Below are 15,550 nucleotides of genomic sequence, written 5' to 3'. Positions count from 1 at the left end.
GCCGCCTCCCGCGCGCTGGGAGGCGCTGCCGATCGGCAGCGCCTCAGCGGCCGAGTTCCTTGCGGGTGACGCGGCGCAGCCTGCGGCGCTGCGAGGGATCCAGCGTCAGGTACGCGGCCGCCGGAACTCCCACCACGATCAGGAAGGCGGCCCACCAGGGCAACCAGATCAGCAGGATGAGGCCGACCGCCACACCTCCTGCGGCGATCTTCGCGTTCTTCGACATGTGTCGCCTCCTTCGCGGCTGCTGCCGCTCTCTGTCCTGAAAACGGGTCCACGCCTCTCACAGTTCCAGTGCGCGACCCTGAGACATCCCTGAGGCGCTCCCCTGACTCACCCCTGAGACCCTCCGCGCTCACTCGCCCCCTGAGACCTTCCGCGGCTGCTCGGTCCTGAGGGGTTCGCCGACCTCGTGCATGTGACGCAGGGCCTGCCGATAGGAGTCGACGAGCCCGGTTTCCGCGTAGGGGATACCCAATTCCCGACAGTGTGCGCGCACCAGCGGCTGGGCGAGCCGCAGGTGGGGTCGAGGCATGCTGGGGAACAAGTGGTGCTCGATCTGGTAGTTGAGGCCACCGAGGAACCAGTCGGTCAGGGCGGCGCCGCGGACATTGCGGGAGGTGAGCACCTGGCGGCGCAGATGGCCCCAGCGCTCGCTGTCCGGGTCGGGCATCTCCATGCCCTTGTGGTTGGGCGCGAAGGCCATGCCCAGGTGCAGGCCGAACAGCGCCTGGTGCAGCGCAGCGAAGGCCAGGGCCTTGCCGATGGACATGGAGGTGAGCAGCAAGGTCGCGTACGCCACGACGTGGGTCACCAGCAGCAGTGCCTCCACCACCCGCTCGCGCGGCGGCTGCCTGCGCAGGTCCTGGAAACCGTGGACCTTCAGGGCGACGCCTTCCAGGAGAGTGAGCGGGAAGAAGAGCCAGGCCTGGTTGCGGGTGAGCCAGCGCCGGAAGCCGACTCTGACCTCGGCCTGCTCACCCGTGAAAACCAGGACGTCGGCGACGACGTCGGGATCCTTGTCGATGTGGTTCGGGTTGGCGTGGTGGCGGTTGTGCTTGTGGTTCCACCAGGAATAGCTCAGTCCGAGGAGCAGGTTGCCGTGGACCAGGCCGATCGCACGGCCGATCCCCTTGTTGCCGGTGATCTGTGTGTGGCCCGCGTCGTGGCCTATGAAGGCCGTGCGGGCCGAGAACACGGCGAGCAGCGGTGCGAGGACGAGCACCCACCAGGAGTTGCCGATCAAGGCGACACCCGTCACGACCGCGGCCAGCGCCAGCGTGTTCACGGTGATCGCGCATGCGTACCAGCCATGGCGCCGGTCCAGGAGACCTCGAGCCCTGACGGTGCGCAGGAGGGGCGCGAAATCACTCCCGGGACTCTGCCCGACGCCGCCCCCTGGAGGGCCTTCCACTACGGCTGTGGCGGTCTGGGGCATGACGGGTCTCCGGTTTCTCAGGGAAGGGGCTGACCTGATGAAACGTACGAATCAGTGACCCTCGGCGACCATGACGCCACCACCCGTGTCCGCACTGAGGCTTTCCCCGTCCTTCGAGGGGGGTTACGTACACCCCCACCCCGGGGAGAGCCACCTCACGGCCCGGGCATCCCCGCCCGGTGTACGCAGTGCTGTACCCTCGGCGGCTCCGAGTCAGTAGTCAAATTTGAGGAATGCGTCATCGCTGTGCAGAGAATTCCTGCGGCAACGCCCGCCGAGATCTCCGAACTGGCCCCATGTTGTGCCGTGTTCATGCCCGCCGATCCGTCCCGTACCGGAAGCGTCGCTTTCTGGCGGCCCGACGCTGACGTCCCACCAGTGGTGGCCTCCGGCGCCTTCGACGACCTGACCGTCGCACTGCCCGGAGACGACGGTGTCGAACTCGTGACCGTGCCCGCCGTCCTGCTCCCGGTGCGCGCCGCGCTGCCGGTCCTCACGCGCGCGCGTGCCACCGCGCACGCACACCGGGCGACCACGTTCTGGGGCGCGGCCGCCCTGCTCGCCCTCCAACTCGCCGCGCGGGGGCTGCTGCTGCCGGGGCTGACGGCGAGCGACCACGACGCGTGGCGTGCCGGTCCGCTGCGGGCCGACGACCTGGAGCGCGTACGCGAACTCGCCGCGGCGATGCCGCCCGAAGCGCACGCCGTACCGGTGGACGGCCGTGAGCCGGTGCGGCTGCCCGACCCGGAGCGGTTGCTGGGGGCCTTCCTCGACGCGGTCGCCGACGCGCTGCCCCGCTCCCCCGCCGCGTCGTCGGCCGCGGGAGGCGCGGCCTTCGCGGCGCCGGAGCCGCAGCATGTGCCGGAACAGCGCGCCTGGGCCGCCGACGTGGCCGCGGGGCACGACGCGGGCGTGCGCGTCTCGCTGCGCGTCGAGGTCCCTGGGTTGGCGTCGGCCGGGGCGGACGAGACGCGGCTCCCGTTCCGCGGGGTGCTGCAGGTGCACAGCGTGAACGACCCGGGTCTTGTCGCGGACGCCTCCGCCGTCTGGGCCGGATCGGCGGCCTTCGGCCCGCGCGCGCGGGTGGACGTCCTGCTCGCCCTGCGCCGTGCGGCTCGCGCCTGGCCCCCGCTCACCCCGTTGCTCTCGGCGACGGTGCCGGACGCCGTCGAACTCGCCGACGAGGAGGTCACCGAACTCCTCGGTGAGGGCGCCCGCATGCTGGCGTCCGCCGGTGTCGACGTGCACTGGCCCAAGGAGCTGGCGCGCAAGTTGACCGCGCGCGCCGTCATCGGCCCGCCGGACGACGAGCGGAGTCCGGACAAGGTCGCGTCGGCCGCGCCCTCCTTCCTGTCCGCGGACGCGCTGCTGGCCTTCAACTGGTGGTTCGCGCTGGGCGATCAGCAACTCACACGGCAGGAGCTGGACCATCTCGCCGAGGCGAACCGCCCCATGGTGCGGCTGCGCGACCAGTGGGTCCTCGTGGACCCGCAGGAAGTGCGCCGTGCCCGGGCGCAACAGGACCGCAAGGTCACGCCCGTCGAAGCGCTGAGCGCCGCTCTGACGGGCTCCACGGAGGTCGACGGCCGCAGGGTCGACGTACGGCCCACGGGGTGGCTGGCGACGCTGCGGGAGCGGCTCTCGGACCCGGAGGGGCAGGAGCCGGTCGGGCAGCCCGCCGCGCTCACCGCGACGCTGCGGGACTACCAGGTGCGGGGCCTCAACTGGCTCGCCCGGATGACCTCCTTGGGACTGGGCGGCTGTCTGGCCGACGACATGGGCCTGGGCAAGACGATCACGCTGATCGCCCTGCATCTGCACCGGCAGACCGACACGTCGGCGGCGGGCCCCACCCTCGTGGTCTGTCCGGCCTCCTTGATGGGCAACTGGCAGCGCGAGATCGAGAAGTTCGCGCCCGGCACGCCGGTTCGCCGATTCCACGGCTCGCGGCGCAGTCTGGAAAGCCTGGCGGACGGGGAGTTCGTACTCACCACGTACGGCACGATGCGGCTCGACGCGCCGCAACTGGCCGAGGTGCCGTGGGGCATGGTCGTCGCGGACGAGGCACAGCACGTGAAGAACCCCTACTCGGCGACGGCGCGGGCGCTGCGCACCGTCGGCGCACGCGCGCGCGTGGCGCTCACCGGCACGCCGGTGGAGAACAATCTCTCGGAGCTGTGGGCGATCCTCGACTGGACGACGCCGGGCCTGCTCGGGAGTCTCGGCTCCTTCCGGACGCGTTATGCGCAGGCCGTCGAAGGCGCTCAGGATCCCGCGGCGGCCGAGCGGCTCACCCAGTTGGTCCGGCCGTTCCTGCTGCGGCGGCGCAAGTCGGACCCCGGTATCGCACCCGAGCTGCCGCCGAAGACCGAGACCGACCGTGCCGTCTCGCTCACCAAGGAGCAGGCGGGTCTGTACGAGGCGGTGGTGCGTGAGACCCTCGCGGAGATCTCGGGCGCTGACAGCATGGCGCGGCGCGGTCTGATCGTGAAGCTGCTCACCGGGCTGAAGCAGATCTGCAACCACCCGGCGCAGTTCCTCAAGGAGGACCGGCCGAAGATCCCGGGCAGGTCCGGGAAGCTGGAGCTGCTGGACGAACTTCTCGACACCATCCTCTCCGAGGGAGCGAGCGTTCTGGTCTTCACGCAGTACGTGCGGATGGCGCGCCTCATCGAGCGCCATCTCGCGGTGCGCGGCGTCGCGACGCAGTTCCTGCACGGCGGGACGCCCGTCCATGAACGCGACGCGATGGTGGAGCGCTTCCAGGAGGGCGAAATCCCTGTCTTCTTGTTGTCGTTGAAGGCCGCCGGCACGGGCCTGAACCTGACGCGGGCCGAGCACGTCGTGCACTACGACCGCTGGTGGAACCCGGCCGTGGAGGCGCAGGCCACGGACCGCGCGTACCGCATCGGCCAGACCCGGCCCGTGCAGGTGCACCGACTGATCGCCGAGGGGACCATCGAGGACCGCATCGCCGAGATGCTGCGGCGCAAGCAGCAGTTGGCCGACGCGGTCCTCGGCGCCGGAGAGGCGGCGCTCACGGAGCTGACGAACGCCGAACTGGCCGACCTGGTGGAGCTGCGAGGGGACGCACGATGACGGATGGGAACGAGGAGCGTACGTTCGCGGCGCTGCCGCCCGCACAGGGGCGGGGCTTCGCTCAGACGTGGTGGGGCCGGGCCTGGTTGAAGGCTCTGGAGGATGCGGCGCTGGACTCGGAGCAGGTGAAGACGGGCCGCAGACTCGCGCGCGCGGATGCGGTGGGAGCCGTGTCGGTGCGGCCGGGGCGCATCACCGCCGTCGTTCGGGACCGGGACGGCACCGCACACCGCTCGGACGTGCTGCTTCAGGAACTGTCCGAGGAGCAGTGGGACCGATTCCTGGACGTGGCCGTCGAACGGGCCGGGCATGTCGCGGCGCTGCTCGACCGCGAGATGCCCCCACATCTGGTGGAGGACGCGGCGGCCTCGGGAGTCGAACTGCTTCCGGGGTTGGGCGACTTGGAGGCCGAGTGCGACTGCGGGGCCTGGGATCACTGTGGGCACACCGCGGCGCTCTGCTATCAGATGGCGCGGCTGCTCGACCAGGATCCGTTCGCCCTGCTGCTGATGCGCGGCCGCGCCGAACGCAGGTTGCTGGACGAGCTTCAGACGCGCGGCAGCGCGACCGCGAAGGATGGGGCGGACGCTCCGGAACCCGCTCAGCAGGGCGTGGACGCCGGCGAGGCGTACGCGGCCGGGGACATCCTGCCGTCCCTGCCCGCTTCTCCGGATCTGCCCGAGGTGCCGGGTCGGCCGCCCTCCCTGGACACCGAGGCCGCGCCCGCACCCGGCGTCGACCCGCCCGCCCTGGAGTTCCTCGCTGCCGCGACCGCGGCCGAGGCGCACCGGCTGCTCGCCGAGGCGCTCAGGCCGGCTCACGGGCAGGAAGCACCGGCGGCGGAGTTGACGGTCGAGCAGGACGCGGTTCGGCTTGCCGCGTCCGCCGCTGAAGGTGCGATCGTCGAGCGGCTGGCCGGCGGATCGGGGCGCGACCGGCAGGAACTGGCGCTCGCCGTACGCGCCTGGCACCACGGGGGCGTGGTCGCGCTGGCCGTGCTGGAGGACGAGTGGGCCGTCGAGTCGGAGGCACTCACACGCGCGCGTGCCTCCCTGGAGGCGGCCTGGGACGAGGACGAGCGGCCGCGACTGCGTGCCAACCGCAACCGTTGGACCGCCGTCGGCACACCTGCCCAGCTGCGCCTGGGGCGTGACGGCCGATGGTGGCCGTACCGCAAGGAGCGGGGTCGGTGGACGCCCGCGGGGCCGGCGACAGGGGATCCGGCCACCGCCTTCGCGATGGCGCAGGGAGACCCGGGCGGCGACCCGATGAGTGGTTGACGCCCCACGTTCACCTCGAAGTCGTACGACGTTCGGCGCAGCGGCCAACTCTGGCCGCTGTCAACGAACTTGTGCCTCAGGAGGCCCGATGTCCCCGCACGCCGTCGGCCGGCGCCACGTCCACCGAACCGTCGCCGCGGGTGTACCGCTCGCGCTGCTGGCCGCCCTCGTGGCGGTCGGCACCGCGAGCGCTCAGGGCTACCCGTCGCAGCCGAGGGTCACACGCACCGCGACCCTCGGCGACATCCCCCTGGGCACGTTCAGCAACGCGCTGTTGCCCGGCACGGTGGGCGACGACCGGGGCGTGGACCTCGGTGGGATCGGCAGCGACATCTACCCGGCCGGGCGCCGGGGCGAGTTCTGGACGGTCACCGACCGCGGTCCCAACGGGCAGATCAAGGTGGACGGCAAGAAGCGCCGCACGTTCCCGGTGCCCGGCTTCGACCCGGCGATCGTGAAGATCAGGGTGTCCGGTGACACTGTGAAGGTGCTGGACGCGCTCCCGATCACCACGTCCTCCGGGAAGCCCGTCACCGGGCTGCCCAACCAGGCGGGGCGCGACGAGGCACCGTACTCCTATGACGCGCAGACCCCCCTCACGTACAACCCGAACGGCGTGGACACCGAAGGCATCGTCCGTTCCGTGGACGGCAGCTTCTGGCTCGTCGACGAGTACGGTCCCTCGTTGATCCATGTCTCCGCGCGCGGGAAGGTCCTCACGCGCTATGTGCCCAAGGGGCTGAACCTGACCGGCACCGACTATCCGGTGGTCGAGGCGCTGCCCGCCGTCCTGCTGCACCGGAAGATCAATCGCGGCTTCGAAGGGCTCGCGCAGCTCCCCGGCGGCGACCTGGTGATGGCCGTGCAGAGCCCGCTCTCCCTGCCGAACGGCGACGCGGGGGACGTCTCGCGCACGACGCGGCTGCTGCGCTTCTCCCCGAAGAAGCGGGCCGTCACCGCCGAGTACGCCTACCGCTTCGACCCGGTGAACGTGGTCGACCCCAGCGAGGACGACACGTCGGAGCTGAAGATCTCCTCCGTGGTGGCTGTCGGTCGCGATCGGCTGCTGGTGGAGGAACGCACGGACAAGGCGGCGCGGTTGCAGGTGGTGGAGATCACGCCTGGCGCGAACATCCTCGGTGGTCCCTGGGACAGCGACACGACGTCCCCCTCGCTGGAACAGCTCGACGATCCGGCCGCCTCCGGCGTCCCGGTGCTCGCCAAGCGTCTGGTCGTGGACCTGGGAACGGTCGCGGGGGTACCCGGGAAGATCGAGGGCATCGCGCGCGCGGACCACGACACACTCGCGCTGATCAACGACAACGACTTCGGGATGACCGACGGGGCGGGCGCGTTCGACGCGCAGGGCCGACTGGTGGACAGCGGTATCGAGACGACGGTCACGTACGTACGGCTGCCGCACGGGATCTGACCTCGGGATCCTTCTCATCGGGCACGCGTGCGTGAGTCGCGAAACGGCGTCCACACGCGCGTGCCCGTCACCTCAGTGGCTTACGGCAGCCCGCCGTTCCCTAAGTCGGGAGGAGCGACTGCAGGTCGCTCGGCAGGATGCTGCGCAGATCACTCGGCAGCTCCGAGGGCAAGGACGAAGGCAGGGCCGAGGGCAGCGACGAAGGCAGCTCGCTGGGCAGCTCGGACGGAATACTCAGCGACGGGGAAGACGATCCCTGAGTGCCGCCGCTCTCGGTGGGCCCCTTCTTGTCGGGCGTGTTGCTGCCGCCGCGGACCATCAGCACCACGGCGACGACAGCCACGACGGCCACGAGTGCGGCGAGCGCGAGGAACAGCGGAGTACGGCGCCGCCCGCCACCAGGGCCTCCCGGACCGCCGGGAAATCCAGCGGGAGGCTCGGGCCCATCACCCCCCGGAGGGGGACCGTAGCCCTCGAAAGGGGGACCTTGGCCTCCCGAAGGAGGCCCGTAGCCTCCGGGCGGCGGGCCGAAGCCACCGTTTCCCGAAGGGGGCGTGTCTCCCGGCGGCCGGGGAGGCTGGGGCGGTAAGGGTGGGGTGGCCATACCGTCAAGACTCGCCTCGAACCGGTCATGGGGCGACCCCTGTGCCGAAGTTGATACGGACTCATGCCGTGGATCGCATGATTCCAGAGCATTCCCCGCCGGGTCCACGCAGCGAAATGTGTGGCCTGGCCCGCGGGACGGGCCAGGCCTCACCGGGACACGATCAGCCCCGCGCGCCCAACAGGTGGTCCATGGCGAGCTGGTCCAGCTGCTCGAAGGCCATCCCGCGCGCGGCGGCCGCCTCCACGTCGAACTCCTCGAAGGCCGCACGGTCCGCGAGCAGTCCCGTCAGGCCGTCCGCCGCGGTGGGCTGCGCCAGCTCGTCGAGGCGCGACGCGCGCAGCGCCTCCTGGACCTCGGGGTCGGCACGGAAGGCGGCCGTGCGCTCCCGCAGGATCAGGTAGTTGCGCATGCAGCCCGCTGCCGACGCCCACACCCCGTCGAAGTCCTCGGTCCGCGGGGGCTTGAAGTCGAAGTGCTTCGGCCCCGCGTACCCCGCGCTCTCCAGGAGGTCGACCAGCCAGAACGCCGAGCGCAGGTCACCGGCACCGAAGCGCAGGTCCTGGTCGTACTTGATGCCGGACTGGCCGTTGAGGTCGATGTGGAAGAGCTTGCCCGCCCACAGGGCCTGCGCGATGCCGTGCGGGAAGTTCAGCCCGGCCATCTGCTCGTGGCCCACCTCGGGATTGACGCCGTACAGTTCCGGGCGCTCCAGACGCTCGATGAAGGCGAGCGCGTGGCCGACGGTCGGGAGCAGGATGTCGCCGCGCGGCTCGTTCGGCTTCGGCTCGATCGCGAACTTCAGGTCGTAGCCCTGGGAGGTCACGTACTCGCCGAGGAGGTCGAAGGCCTCCTTCATGCGGTCGAGGGCGACGCGCACGTCCTTGGCGGCGCCGGACTCGGCGCCCTCACGGCCGCCCCAGGCGACATACGTCTGCGCGCCGAGTTCGACCGCGAGGTCGATGTTGCGGATCGTCTTGCGCAGCGCGTAGCGACGCACGTCCCTGTCGTTCGCGGTGAACGCGCCGTCCTTGAAGACGGGGTGCGTGAACAGGTTGGTGGTGGCCATCGGCACCCGCATGCCGGTCGCGTCCAGGGCCTGGCGGAAGCGTTTGACGTGCGACTCGCGCTCGCTGTCCGACGACCCGAAGGGAATCAGGTCGTCGTCGTGGAAGGTCACACCGTAGGCGCCGAGCTCGGCCAGGCGCTGTACCGACTCGACCGGGTCCAGGGCGCGCCGGGTGGCATCGCCAAACGGGTCCCTTCCCTGCCAGCCGACGGTCCACAGGCCGAAGGTGAACCTGTCCTCGGGGGTGGGCTGGTAGTTCATGCCGCGGCTCCTTGCTAGCTCCGACTATTTCGTCATGGCGATTAACAAATTAGTATGCGGAGGCATCTCTGGGAAGAGACGAAGTAGGAAACCTGGGCCACACCGGTCCGCAAGCCCCACCACCAGGACAGATCCCGCGGAGCCGCGGAAGAGGGAGAGCCCGATGTCAGCAGCCGAGGGTCCGCTCGTCGTCGGGGTGGACACATCCACCCAGTCCACCAAGGCCCTGGTCGTCGACGCGTCGACCGGACAGGTGGTGGCGAGTGGGCAGGCGCCGCACACCGTCTCCACCGGGGCGGGCCGCGAGAGCGACCCGCGGCAGTGGTGGGACGCGCTCCGCGAGGCGCTGCACCAGTGCGGCGAGGCGGCCCACGAGGCCGCCGCGGTGTCGATCGGCGGCCAGCAGCACGGGCTCGTCACCCTCGACGCCCAGGGCGATCCCGTACGCCCGGCCCTGCTGTGGAACGACGTGCGCTCGGCGCCGCAGGCCCGTCGGCTGGTCGAGGAGCTGGGCGGCCCGAAGGCCTGGGCCGAGCGCACCGGCAGCATGCCCGGCCCCTCCTTCACGGTCACGAAGTGGGCCTGGCTGGCCGAGAACGAGCCCGACGCCGTCCGCGCGACCACGGCCGTACGACTGCCCCACGACTACCTCACGGAACGCCTCACGGGAGAGGGCACGACCGACCGCGGCGATGCCTCCGGTACCGGCTGGTGGGCGTCCGGTACGGAGAGGTACGACGAGGAAGTCCTCGCGCACGTCGGACTCGACCCGGTGATGCTCCCCCGCATCGCCCGGCCCGGCGAGGTGGCCGGAACCGTGCACGCCCGCGATGAGCTGCCCTTCTCCAAGGGCACGCTGGTAGCCGCCGGCACCGGTGACAACGCCGCCGCCGCGCTCGGCCTCGGACTGCGCCCCGGCACCGCCGTACTGAGCCTCGGCACCTCCGGCACGGTGTACGCCGTCTCGACACGGCGCCCCGCCGACCCGACCGGCACCGTCGCGGGCTTCGCCGACGCACGCGGCGACTGGCTTCCGCTGGCCTGCACCTTGAACTGCACGCTCGCCGTCGATCGTGTCGCCGCGCTGCTGGGCCTCGACCGCGAGGCCGTCGAACCGGGCGTCGGCGTGACGCTGCTCCCCTACCTGGACGGTGAGCGCACGCCGAACCTGCCCCATGCCTCGGGGCTGCTGCACGGCCTCAGGCACGACACGACGGGCGGGCAGTTGCTGCAGGCGGCGTACGACGGCGCGGTCCACTCGCTCCTCGGCGCCCTCGACCTGGTGCTCGACCCGGACGCGGACCGCTCCGCGCCGCTGCTGCTCATCGGCGGAGGCGCCCGGGGAACGGCCTGGCAGCAGACCGTACGTCGGCTGTCGGGACGTCCGGTTCAGGTGCCCGAGGCCAAGGAACTGGTCGCGCTGGGTGCCGCCGCGCAGGCCGCGGGCCTGCTGACCGGCGAGGACCCGGCCGCGGTGGCCCGCCGCTGGGGAACGGCCCACGGGCCGGTGCTCGACGCCGTGGACCGGGACGAGGAGACGCTCGCCAGGATCGCCGGGGTACTCTCCGACGCGGCCCCGCTCCTGGAACGGGAACCGAACAAGGACTGAGCAAGCACTGAGCGAGCACAGACGAGGACAGCCCCTAGGGGACCGGCCGGACGAGGACTGACGGAGGCATGACCGCACCACTGCACGAGGCCCACCCGACCGGTTCCGGCCGTCGGCTGCCCGACACCCAACAGGGCATGCGCCGCCGCAACCTCTCCCGTGTCATGCACACCGTGAGCGCGGAGGGGCCGCTGTCGCGTGCCGCCGTCGCCTCGCACATCGGTCTGACGAGGGCGGCGGTCTCGACGCTGGTGGACGAACTGATCCGCTCGGGGCTCCTCGAAGAGCTGGGCCCCGAGCGGCCCGGACGGGTGGGGCGACCGGGCTCGGCACTCGCCGTCAGCGGGCACGGCCCCGCCGGGATAGGCGCGGAGGTCGGCGTCGACCATCTGTCGGTGTGCGCCGTCGATCTGCGCGGTGACATACGGGCGCGGGCGGTGCGGCACGGCACGAACCGCGGCCGGCCGCCCGAGCCGGTGCTCCAGGAGCTGACTGCGCTGGTGCGGCAGGTCGTCGCCGAGGCCGAACGGGAGGGGCTGTGGCCCGCGGGCCTCGCGGTCGCGGTGCCCGGTCTGGTGGCCCGCGACGCCCGGACCGTGGTTCGTGCCCCCAACCTCGACTGGCACGACACGGACCTGGGCGCGCTGCTGCCCGGGGACCTCACGCTGACCGTGGACAACGAGGCCAACTTCGGCGGTCTGGCGGAACTCTGGCTCGGCGACGCCACCCCACGCGACTTCCTGCATGTGTCCGCGGAGATCGGCATCGGTGCGGCCGTGGTCGTGGACGGACGATTGCTGCGCGGAACCCGCGGTTTCGCGGGCGAGCTGGGGCATGTACCGGTGTGGCCGGACGGGCCCCCTTGCCCGTGCGGCGGACGGGGCTGCCTCGAGCAGTACGCGGGTGAGGAGGCCGTGCTGCGCGCGGCCGGTCTGGAGCCGCGTGAGGACCGTGTCGGGCTGCTGGCCGAGCGTGCCGCCCAGGGCGATGCGGAGGTACGGCGTGCCCTGCGCGACGCCGGGACCGCGCTCGGTATCGCGCTCACGGGCGCGGTCAACCTCCTCGATCCGGAGACGGTCGTGCTGGGTGGAGCGCTGTCCGGTCTCGCACCGTGGCTGCTGCCTTCGCTGGAGGACGAGTTGTCCCGGCGCACGGCGGGCCCCGCCTGCGCCGTGTCCGTGTCACCGCTGGGACCCGAGGGGCCGCTGCTGGGGGCCGCCCACTCGGTGGTGCGGACGGTGCTCGACGATCCGGCGGGGTTCGCGGAGCGGGCGTAGCGCGGTCATCGCGGTCGGCGGCGCGGTACTCAGGGTCCCTTTCCCCCTCACGGGTCACCGAGTTGTCCACAGTCCCGGAGTTGTCCACCGACGAACGCCGTGCCCTCCCGCCCAACCGGCAAGCGCCGTACCGTAATTCACGCGAGGCGCAGCCGTCGGGCCGATGGCCGGCTGTCCGGGCGAATCGGGGGATCGGGGGGTTCAGATGTCGGGGGAGACGCTTCCAGAACTGCGGCGCGAGGCTGTCGGGCTGCGGGAGGTCCTGTTCCAGAGCATCACGGCCATGGCGCCGGCCGCGGCGGTCGCCGCGTCCATTCCGTCGGGCGCGGCCTTCGCGGGCGGCAGTCTGCCCCTTTCCGTACTGATAGCCCTCGTCGCCTGCCTCTTCACCGCGTCCTGCGTGGCCGAGTTGGCACGACAGTTGCCCACCGCGGGCTCGGTGGCCACGTACGCGGCCCAGGGACTGCACCCTGCTGTGGGGTTTCTCGTCGGCTGGGGCTATGTGTTCGTCGAGGCGCTGGTGCCACCGCTACTCCTCCTGCAACTCGGGTTCACCACGGCGGGCACACTGCACCAGGAGTGGTCCTCCTACCCGGACGACCTGTGGTGGCCATGGTCGCTCGCGGGCGCGGCGATCATCGCGGTCGCCGGATACTTCGGAGTGCGCGCCTCGGCTCGCTTCGGCACCGTCCTCGGCGTCTTCGAAGTGCTGGTCTTCCTTGTCTTCGCGGTATGGCTGATCGCCAAGGCCGGAGGGGACAACACACTGTCGGTGTTCGGAACCTCTCACACGGCCAAGGGATACGAAGGCGTCAGCGGCGTGTTCGCGGGATCGGTCTACACGGTGCTGGCCTTCGCCGGATTCGAGGCGGCGGCACCGCTCGCCGAGGAGACGAAGGATCCCCGCCGGACCATGCACCGCGCGGTCCTCGGCGCGGCACTGGGGATCGGTCTCTTCTACGTCCTCACCACGTACGCCATGTCGGTGTACTTCGGCCCCGACCGCTTCGGGGGCTTCGGAGCCTCCGGCGCGTCGTCCTGGGAAGGCGTGGCCCGCGCTTCCTTCGGACTGTTCTGGGTGTTGGTGTTCCTCGCGGTGGTCAACTCCACGATCGCCAACGCCAACGCCTGCGCGACAGTCTCCACCCGCACGGCCTTCGCCCTGGCCCGGATCGAGGTGTTCCCGCGGCTCTTCGCGCACCTGCATCCGAGGCACCGCTCCCCCGTCGCAGGCGTCGCCGCGCAGTGCGCCGTGGCGGTCGTGGCTGTCCTGGGCCTCGGTCTGTACTACGACCCCGTCACGGCGTTCCTACTGCTCGCGACGGTGATCGTCACGGTCGTCATCGGCGTGTACATCGTGGTGAACCTCGCCTGTGCGTGCTATTTCCTGCGCCGCAGACGCGAGTTACTCAAACCGGTGCGGCATCTGCTCTTCCCTCTGCTGGGCATCGTTGCCTTCGTCCCCGCGCTGCTGACGGCCGCGGGCCTGCCCGTCTTCGACTTCGTTTCCGAACTCACCGCGCCCGTTTCGTACGCGGGACCGGTTGTCGGAGTCTGGATGGCGGCCGGGGTCGTGGTATTGATCGTCCTGTCGCGGCGCCACCCCGGGCGCATAGCCGAGACCGCCCGTGTCCACCTCGACGAGACCTCGTCCCCCGAGTCCCCCGACCTTCGGCAGAGCGGAGCCGTGCAGCCATGAGTGACCCCCGCATCCTGACCGTGCGCCCCGAACCGGGCGAGTACGCCTGGACGTTCGGCGGCGCGCCGCCCGTGGCACGCATCGCGCCGGGCACCGTCCTCGATCTGTACACGGAGGACTGCTTCGCCGGGCGGGTGCGCTCGGAGAAGGACCTGGTGTCCGAGGTGTGCGAGTTCCCGTTCCTCAATCCGCAGACCGGTCCCTTCCACGTGGAGGGTGCGGAGCCGGGCGACACCGTGGCGGTGCACTTCGTGTCGATCGAGCCTGCTCGCGACTGGGCGGCCTCGACGACGGTCCCGCTGTTCGGCGCGCTCACCTCCACACACACCACGGCCACGCTGCAGCCGCCGCTGCCGGAGACCGTGTGGATCTGGCAGCTCGACCGGGAGCGGCGCACCGCCCTGTTCAGCGCCCGGGACAGCGACATCCGGATCGAGTTGCCCATGGACCCGATGCACGGGACCGTCGGAGTGGCGCCCGCGAACCTCGAGGTGCGCTCCGCGCTGGTGCCCGACGCGCACGGCGGGAACATGGACACTCCGGAGATGCGGGCCGGCGTCACCTGCTTCCTCGGGGTGAACGTCGAGGGCGCCCTGTTGAGCCTCGGTGACGGGCATGCGCGGCAGGGCGAGGGCGAGACGTGTGGTGTGGCCGTCGAGTGCGCGATGAACACGGTGGTGATCGTCGAGTTGCTCAAGGGAGTCGCCACCCCTTGGCCGCGTATCGAGTCCGACACGCACATCATCTCGACCGGCTCGGCACGCCCGCTGGAGGACGCGTTCCGTATATCGCAGCTCGACCTGGTGCAGTGGTTGGTGCGCGACTACGGGTTCAGCGAGCTGGACGCCTACCAGTTCGCGACCCAGGCGGTCGAATCGCCGCTCGCCAACGTCTGCGACACCAACTACACGTGCGTCGCCAAGATCCGCAAGGAGTGGCTGCCCGCGCGCGAGACACATCGCGGCCTGCACGCGCAACTGCGTGACACCGCCGCGGTGCTGCGCCGCTGAGCGCGGCCGGCCCTCGCCCCCCGACACCGAAAGGCAACTCCCCCATGGAACGGGCAAGTTCGTTCCCGAGCCGACGACGCCTGCTCAAGGGCGGCGCCGCCCTCGCCGCCCTCCCGTACACGCTATTGCCCGGCACAGAGGCGACGGCGGAGACGGCGGCCGTCGACTATCCGCTCGCCGAATGGGCACCGGCGAGCACCTCCAACTACACGGCGTCCAGTCGGCCGACGGCCTATCCGCTCGACTACGTGGTCATTCACGTCACGCAGGAGACCTATTCCAAGACCGTGGCCATCTTCCAGAACCCCGAGAAGAAGGTGTCCGCGCACTACCTCGTGCGATCGGCGGACGGGCATGTCGCCCAGTGTGTCAGGGAGCGCGACATCGCCTGGCACGCGGGGAACTGGGACTACAACACCCGCAGCATCGGCATCGAACACGAGGGCTGGGTGGACCGGCCCGCCTATTTCACCAACGCGCTCTACGAGGAGTCGGCCAAGCTGACCGCCGCGATCTGCACGAAGCACGGCATCCCCAAGGACCGGGCTCACATCATCGGCCACTACGAGGTGCCGGGCACCAACCACACGGATCCGGGGCCGAACTGGGACTGGACGCGGTACATGAGGCTCGTCAACTTCGCCTGACGGAGTGCCCGCCGCGGCTCCCCGACGACCCACGCCGATGTGAGCGCCATGTGAGGAGCTCCGTCACGGTGCTTGTCCGCGCCCGCACCGGGAGTGACGATGGTCCCAGTCGCATCGCCTACCGG

At 71.0% G+C, this 15,550-nt stretch carries 12 protein-coding genes; 8 read left to right on the top strand and 4 right to left on the bottom strand.

Annotation, left to right across the window (positions count from 1 at the left end; genetic code table 11):
• Window positions 1-43: 43 nt before the first annotated feature.
• Together ACFVWD_RS19745 and ACFVWD_RS19740 are read right to left on the bottom strand one after the other, a co-directional pair.
• Complete coding sequence (locus tag ACFVWD_RS19745; protein ID WP_101407670.1) at window positions 44-226, bottom strand: hypothetical protein; 183 nt, start codon at window positions 224-226, stop codon at window positions 44-46.
• Between the two features lie 129 nt (window positions 227-355).
• Window positions 356-1,438, bottom strand: a complete 1,083-nt coding sequence (locus ACFVWD_RS19740; protein WP_389597623.1) for a fatty acid desaturase family protein — start codon at window positions 1,436-1,438, stop codon at window positions 356-358.
• Window positions 1,439-1,684: 246 nt separating this feature from the next.
• Between ACFVWD_RS19740 and ACFVWD_RS19735 the strand changes: the two genes are divergently transcribed.
• The 3 genes from ACFVWD_RS19735 to ACFVWD_RS19725 all read left to right on the top strand — a co-directional run bounded on the left by ACFVWD_RS19735 (window position 1,685) and on the right by ACFVWD_RS19725 (window position 7,249).
• Window positions 1,685-4,537, top strand: coding sequence for a DEAD/DEAH box helicase (locus ACFVWD_RS19735; RefSeq protein WP_389597621.1), 2,853 nt, complete (start codon window positions 1,685-1,687; stop codon window positions 4,535-4,537).
• Window positions 4,534-5,817, top strand: a complete 1,284-nt coding sequence (locus ACFVWD_RS19730) for an SWF or SNF family helicase (RefSeq protein ID WP_389597620.1) — start codon at window positions 4,534-4,536, stop codon at window positions 5,815-5,817. Before ACFVWD_RS19735 ends, ACFVWD_RS19730 begins: the two co-directional genes overlap by 4 nt.
• An 88-nt stretch (window positions 5,818-5,905) precedes the next feature.
• Complete coding sequence (locus tag ACFVWD_RS19725; RefSeq protein WP_389597618.1) at window positions 5,906-7,249, top strand: esterase-like activity of phytase family protein; 1,344 nt, start codon at window positions 5,906-5,908, stop codon at window positions 7,247-7,249.
• A 100-nt stretch (window positions 7,250-7,349) separates the two neighbouring features.
• Here the strand turns inward: ACFVWD_RS19725 and ACFVWD_RS19720 are convergent, their stop codons facing one another.
• A complete protein-coding gene (locus tag ACFVWD_RS19720; RefSeq protein WP_360268940.1) occupies window positions 7,350-7,601 on the bottom strand; it encodes a hypothetical protein in 252 nt (83 codons plus the stop codon).
• A gap of 415 nt (window positions 7,602-8,016) precedes the next feature.
• Window positions 8,017-9,183 (bottom strand): xylose isomerase, encoded by a 1,167-nt coding sequence (gene xylA, locus ACFVWD_RS19715; protein ID WP_389597617.1) that lies wholly within the window; start codon window positions 9,181-9,183, stop codon window positions 8,017-8,019.
• Between the two features lie 163 nt (window positions 9,184-9,346).
• Between xylA and xylB the strand changes: the two genes are divergently transcribed.
• The 5 genes from xylB to ACFVWD_RS19690 all read left to right on the top strand — a co-directional run bounded on the left by xylB (window position 9,347) and on the right by ACFVWD_RS19690 (window position 15,425).
• Window positions 9,347-10,792, top strand: a complete 1,446-nt coding sequence (gene xylB, locus ACFVWD_RS19710) for a xylulokinase (RefSeq protein ID WP_389597615.1) — start codon at window positions 9,347-9,349, stop codon at window positions 10,790-10,792.
• 68 nt (window positions 10,793-10,860) lie between these two features.
• Window positions 10,861-12,069, top strand: a complete 1,209-nt coding sequence (locus tag ACFVWD_RS19705; protein WP_389597613.1) for an ROK family protein — start codon at window positions 10,861-10,863, stop codon at window positions 12,067-12,069.
• Between the two features lie 205 nt (window positions 12,070-12,274).
• A complete protein-coding gene (locus ACFVWD_RS19700; RefSeq protein WP_389597612.1) occupies window positions 12,275-13,768 on the top strand; it encodes an APC family permease in 1,494 nt (497 codons plus the stop codon).
• Window positions 13,765-14,778 (top strand): acetamidase/formamidase family protein, encoded by a 1,014-nt coding sequence (locus ACFVWD_RS19695; protein WP_168489745.1) that lies wholly within the window; start codon window positions 13,765-13,767, stop codon window positions 14,776-14,778. Before ACFVWD_RS19700 ends, ACFVWD_RS19695 begins: the two co-directional genes overlap by 4 nt.
• A 44-nt stretch (window positions 14,779-14,822) precedes the next feature.
• Complete coding sequence (locus ACFVWD_RS19690) at window positions 14,823-15,425, top strand: N-acetylmuramoyl-L-alanine amidase (RefSeq protein ID WP_389597610.1); 603 nt, start codon at window positions 14,823-14,825, stop codon at window positions 15,423-15,425.
• Window positions 15,426-15,550 lie beyond the last annotated feature (125 nt).

It is taken from the genome of Streptomyces sp. NPDC058086 (assembly GCF_042885015.1).
GTDB lineage: Bacteria > Actinomycetota > Actinomycetes > Streptomycetales > Streptomycetaceae > Streptomyces.
This window is presented reverse-complemented; position numbering and strand designations above follow the sequence as displayed.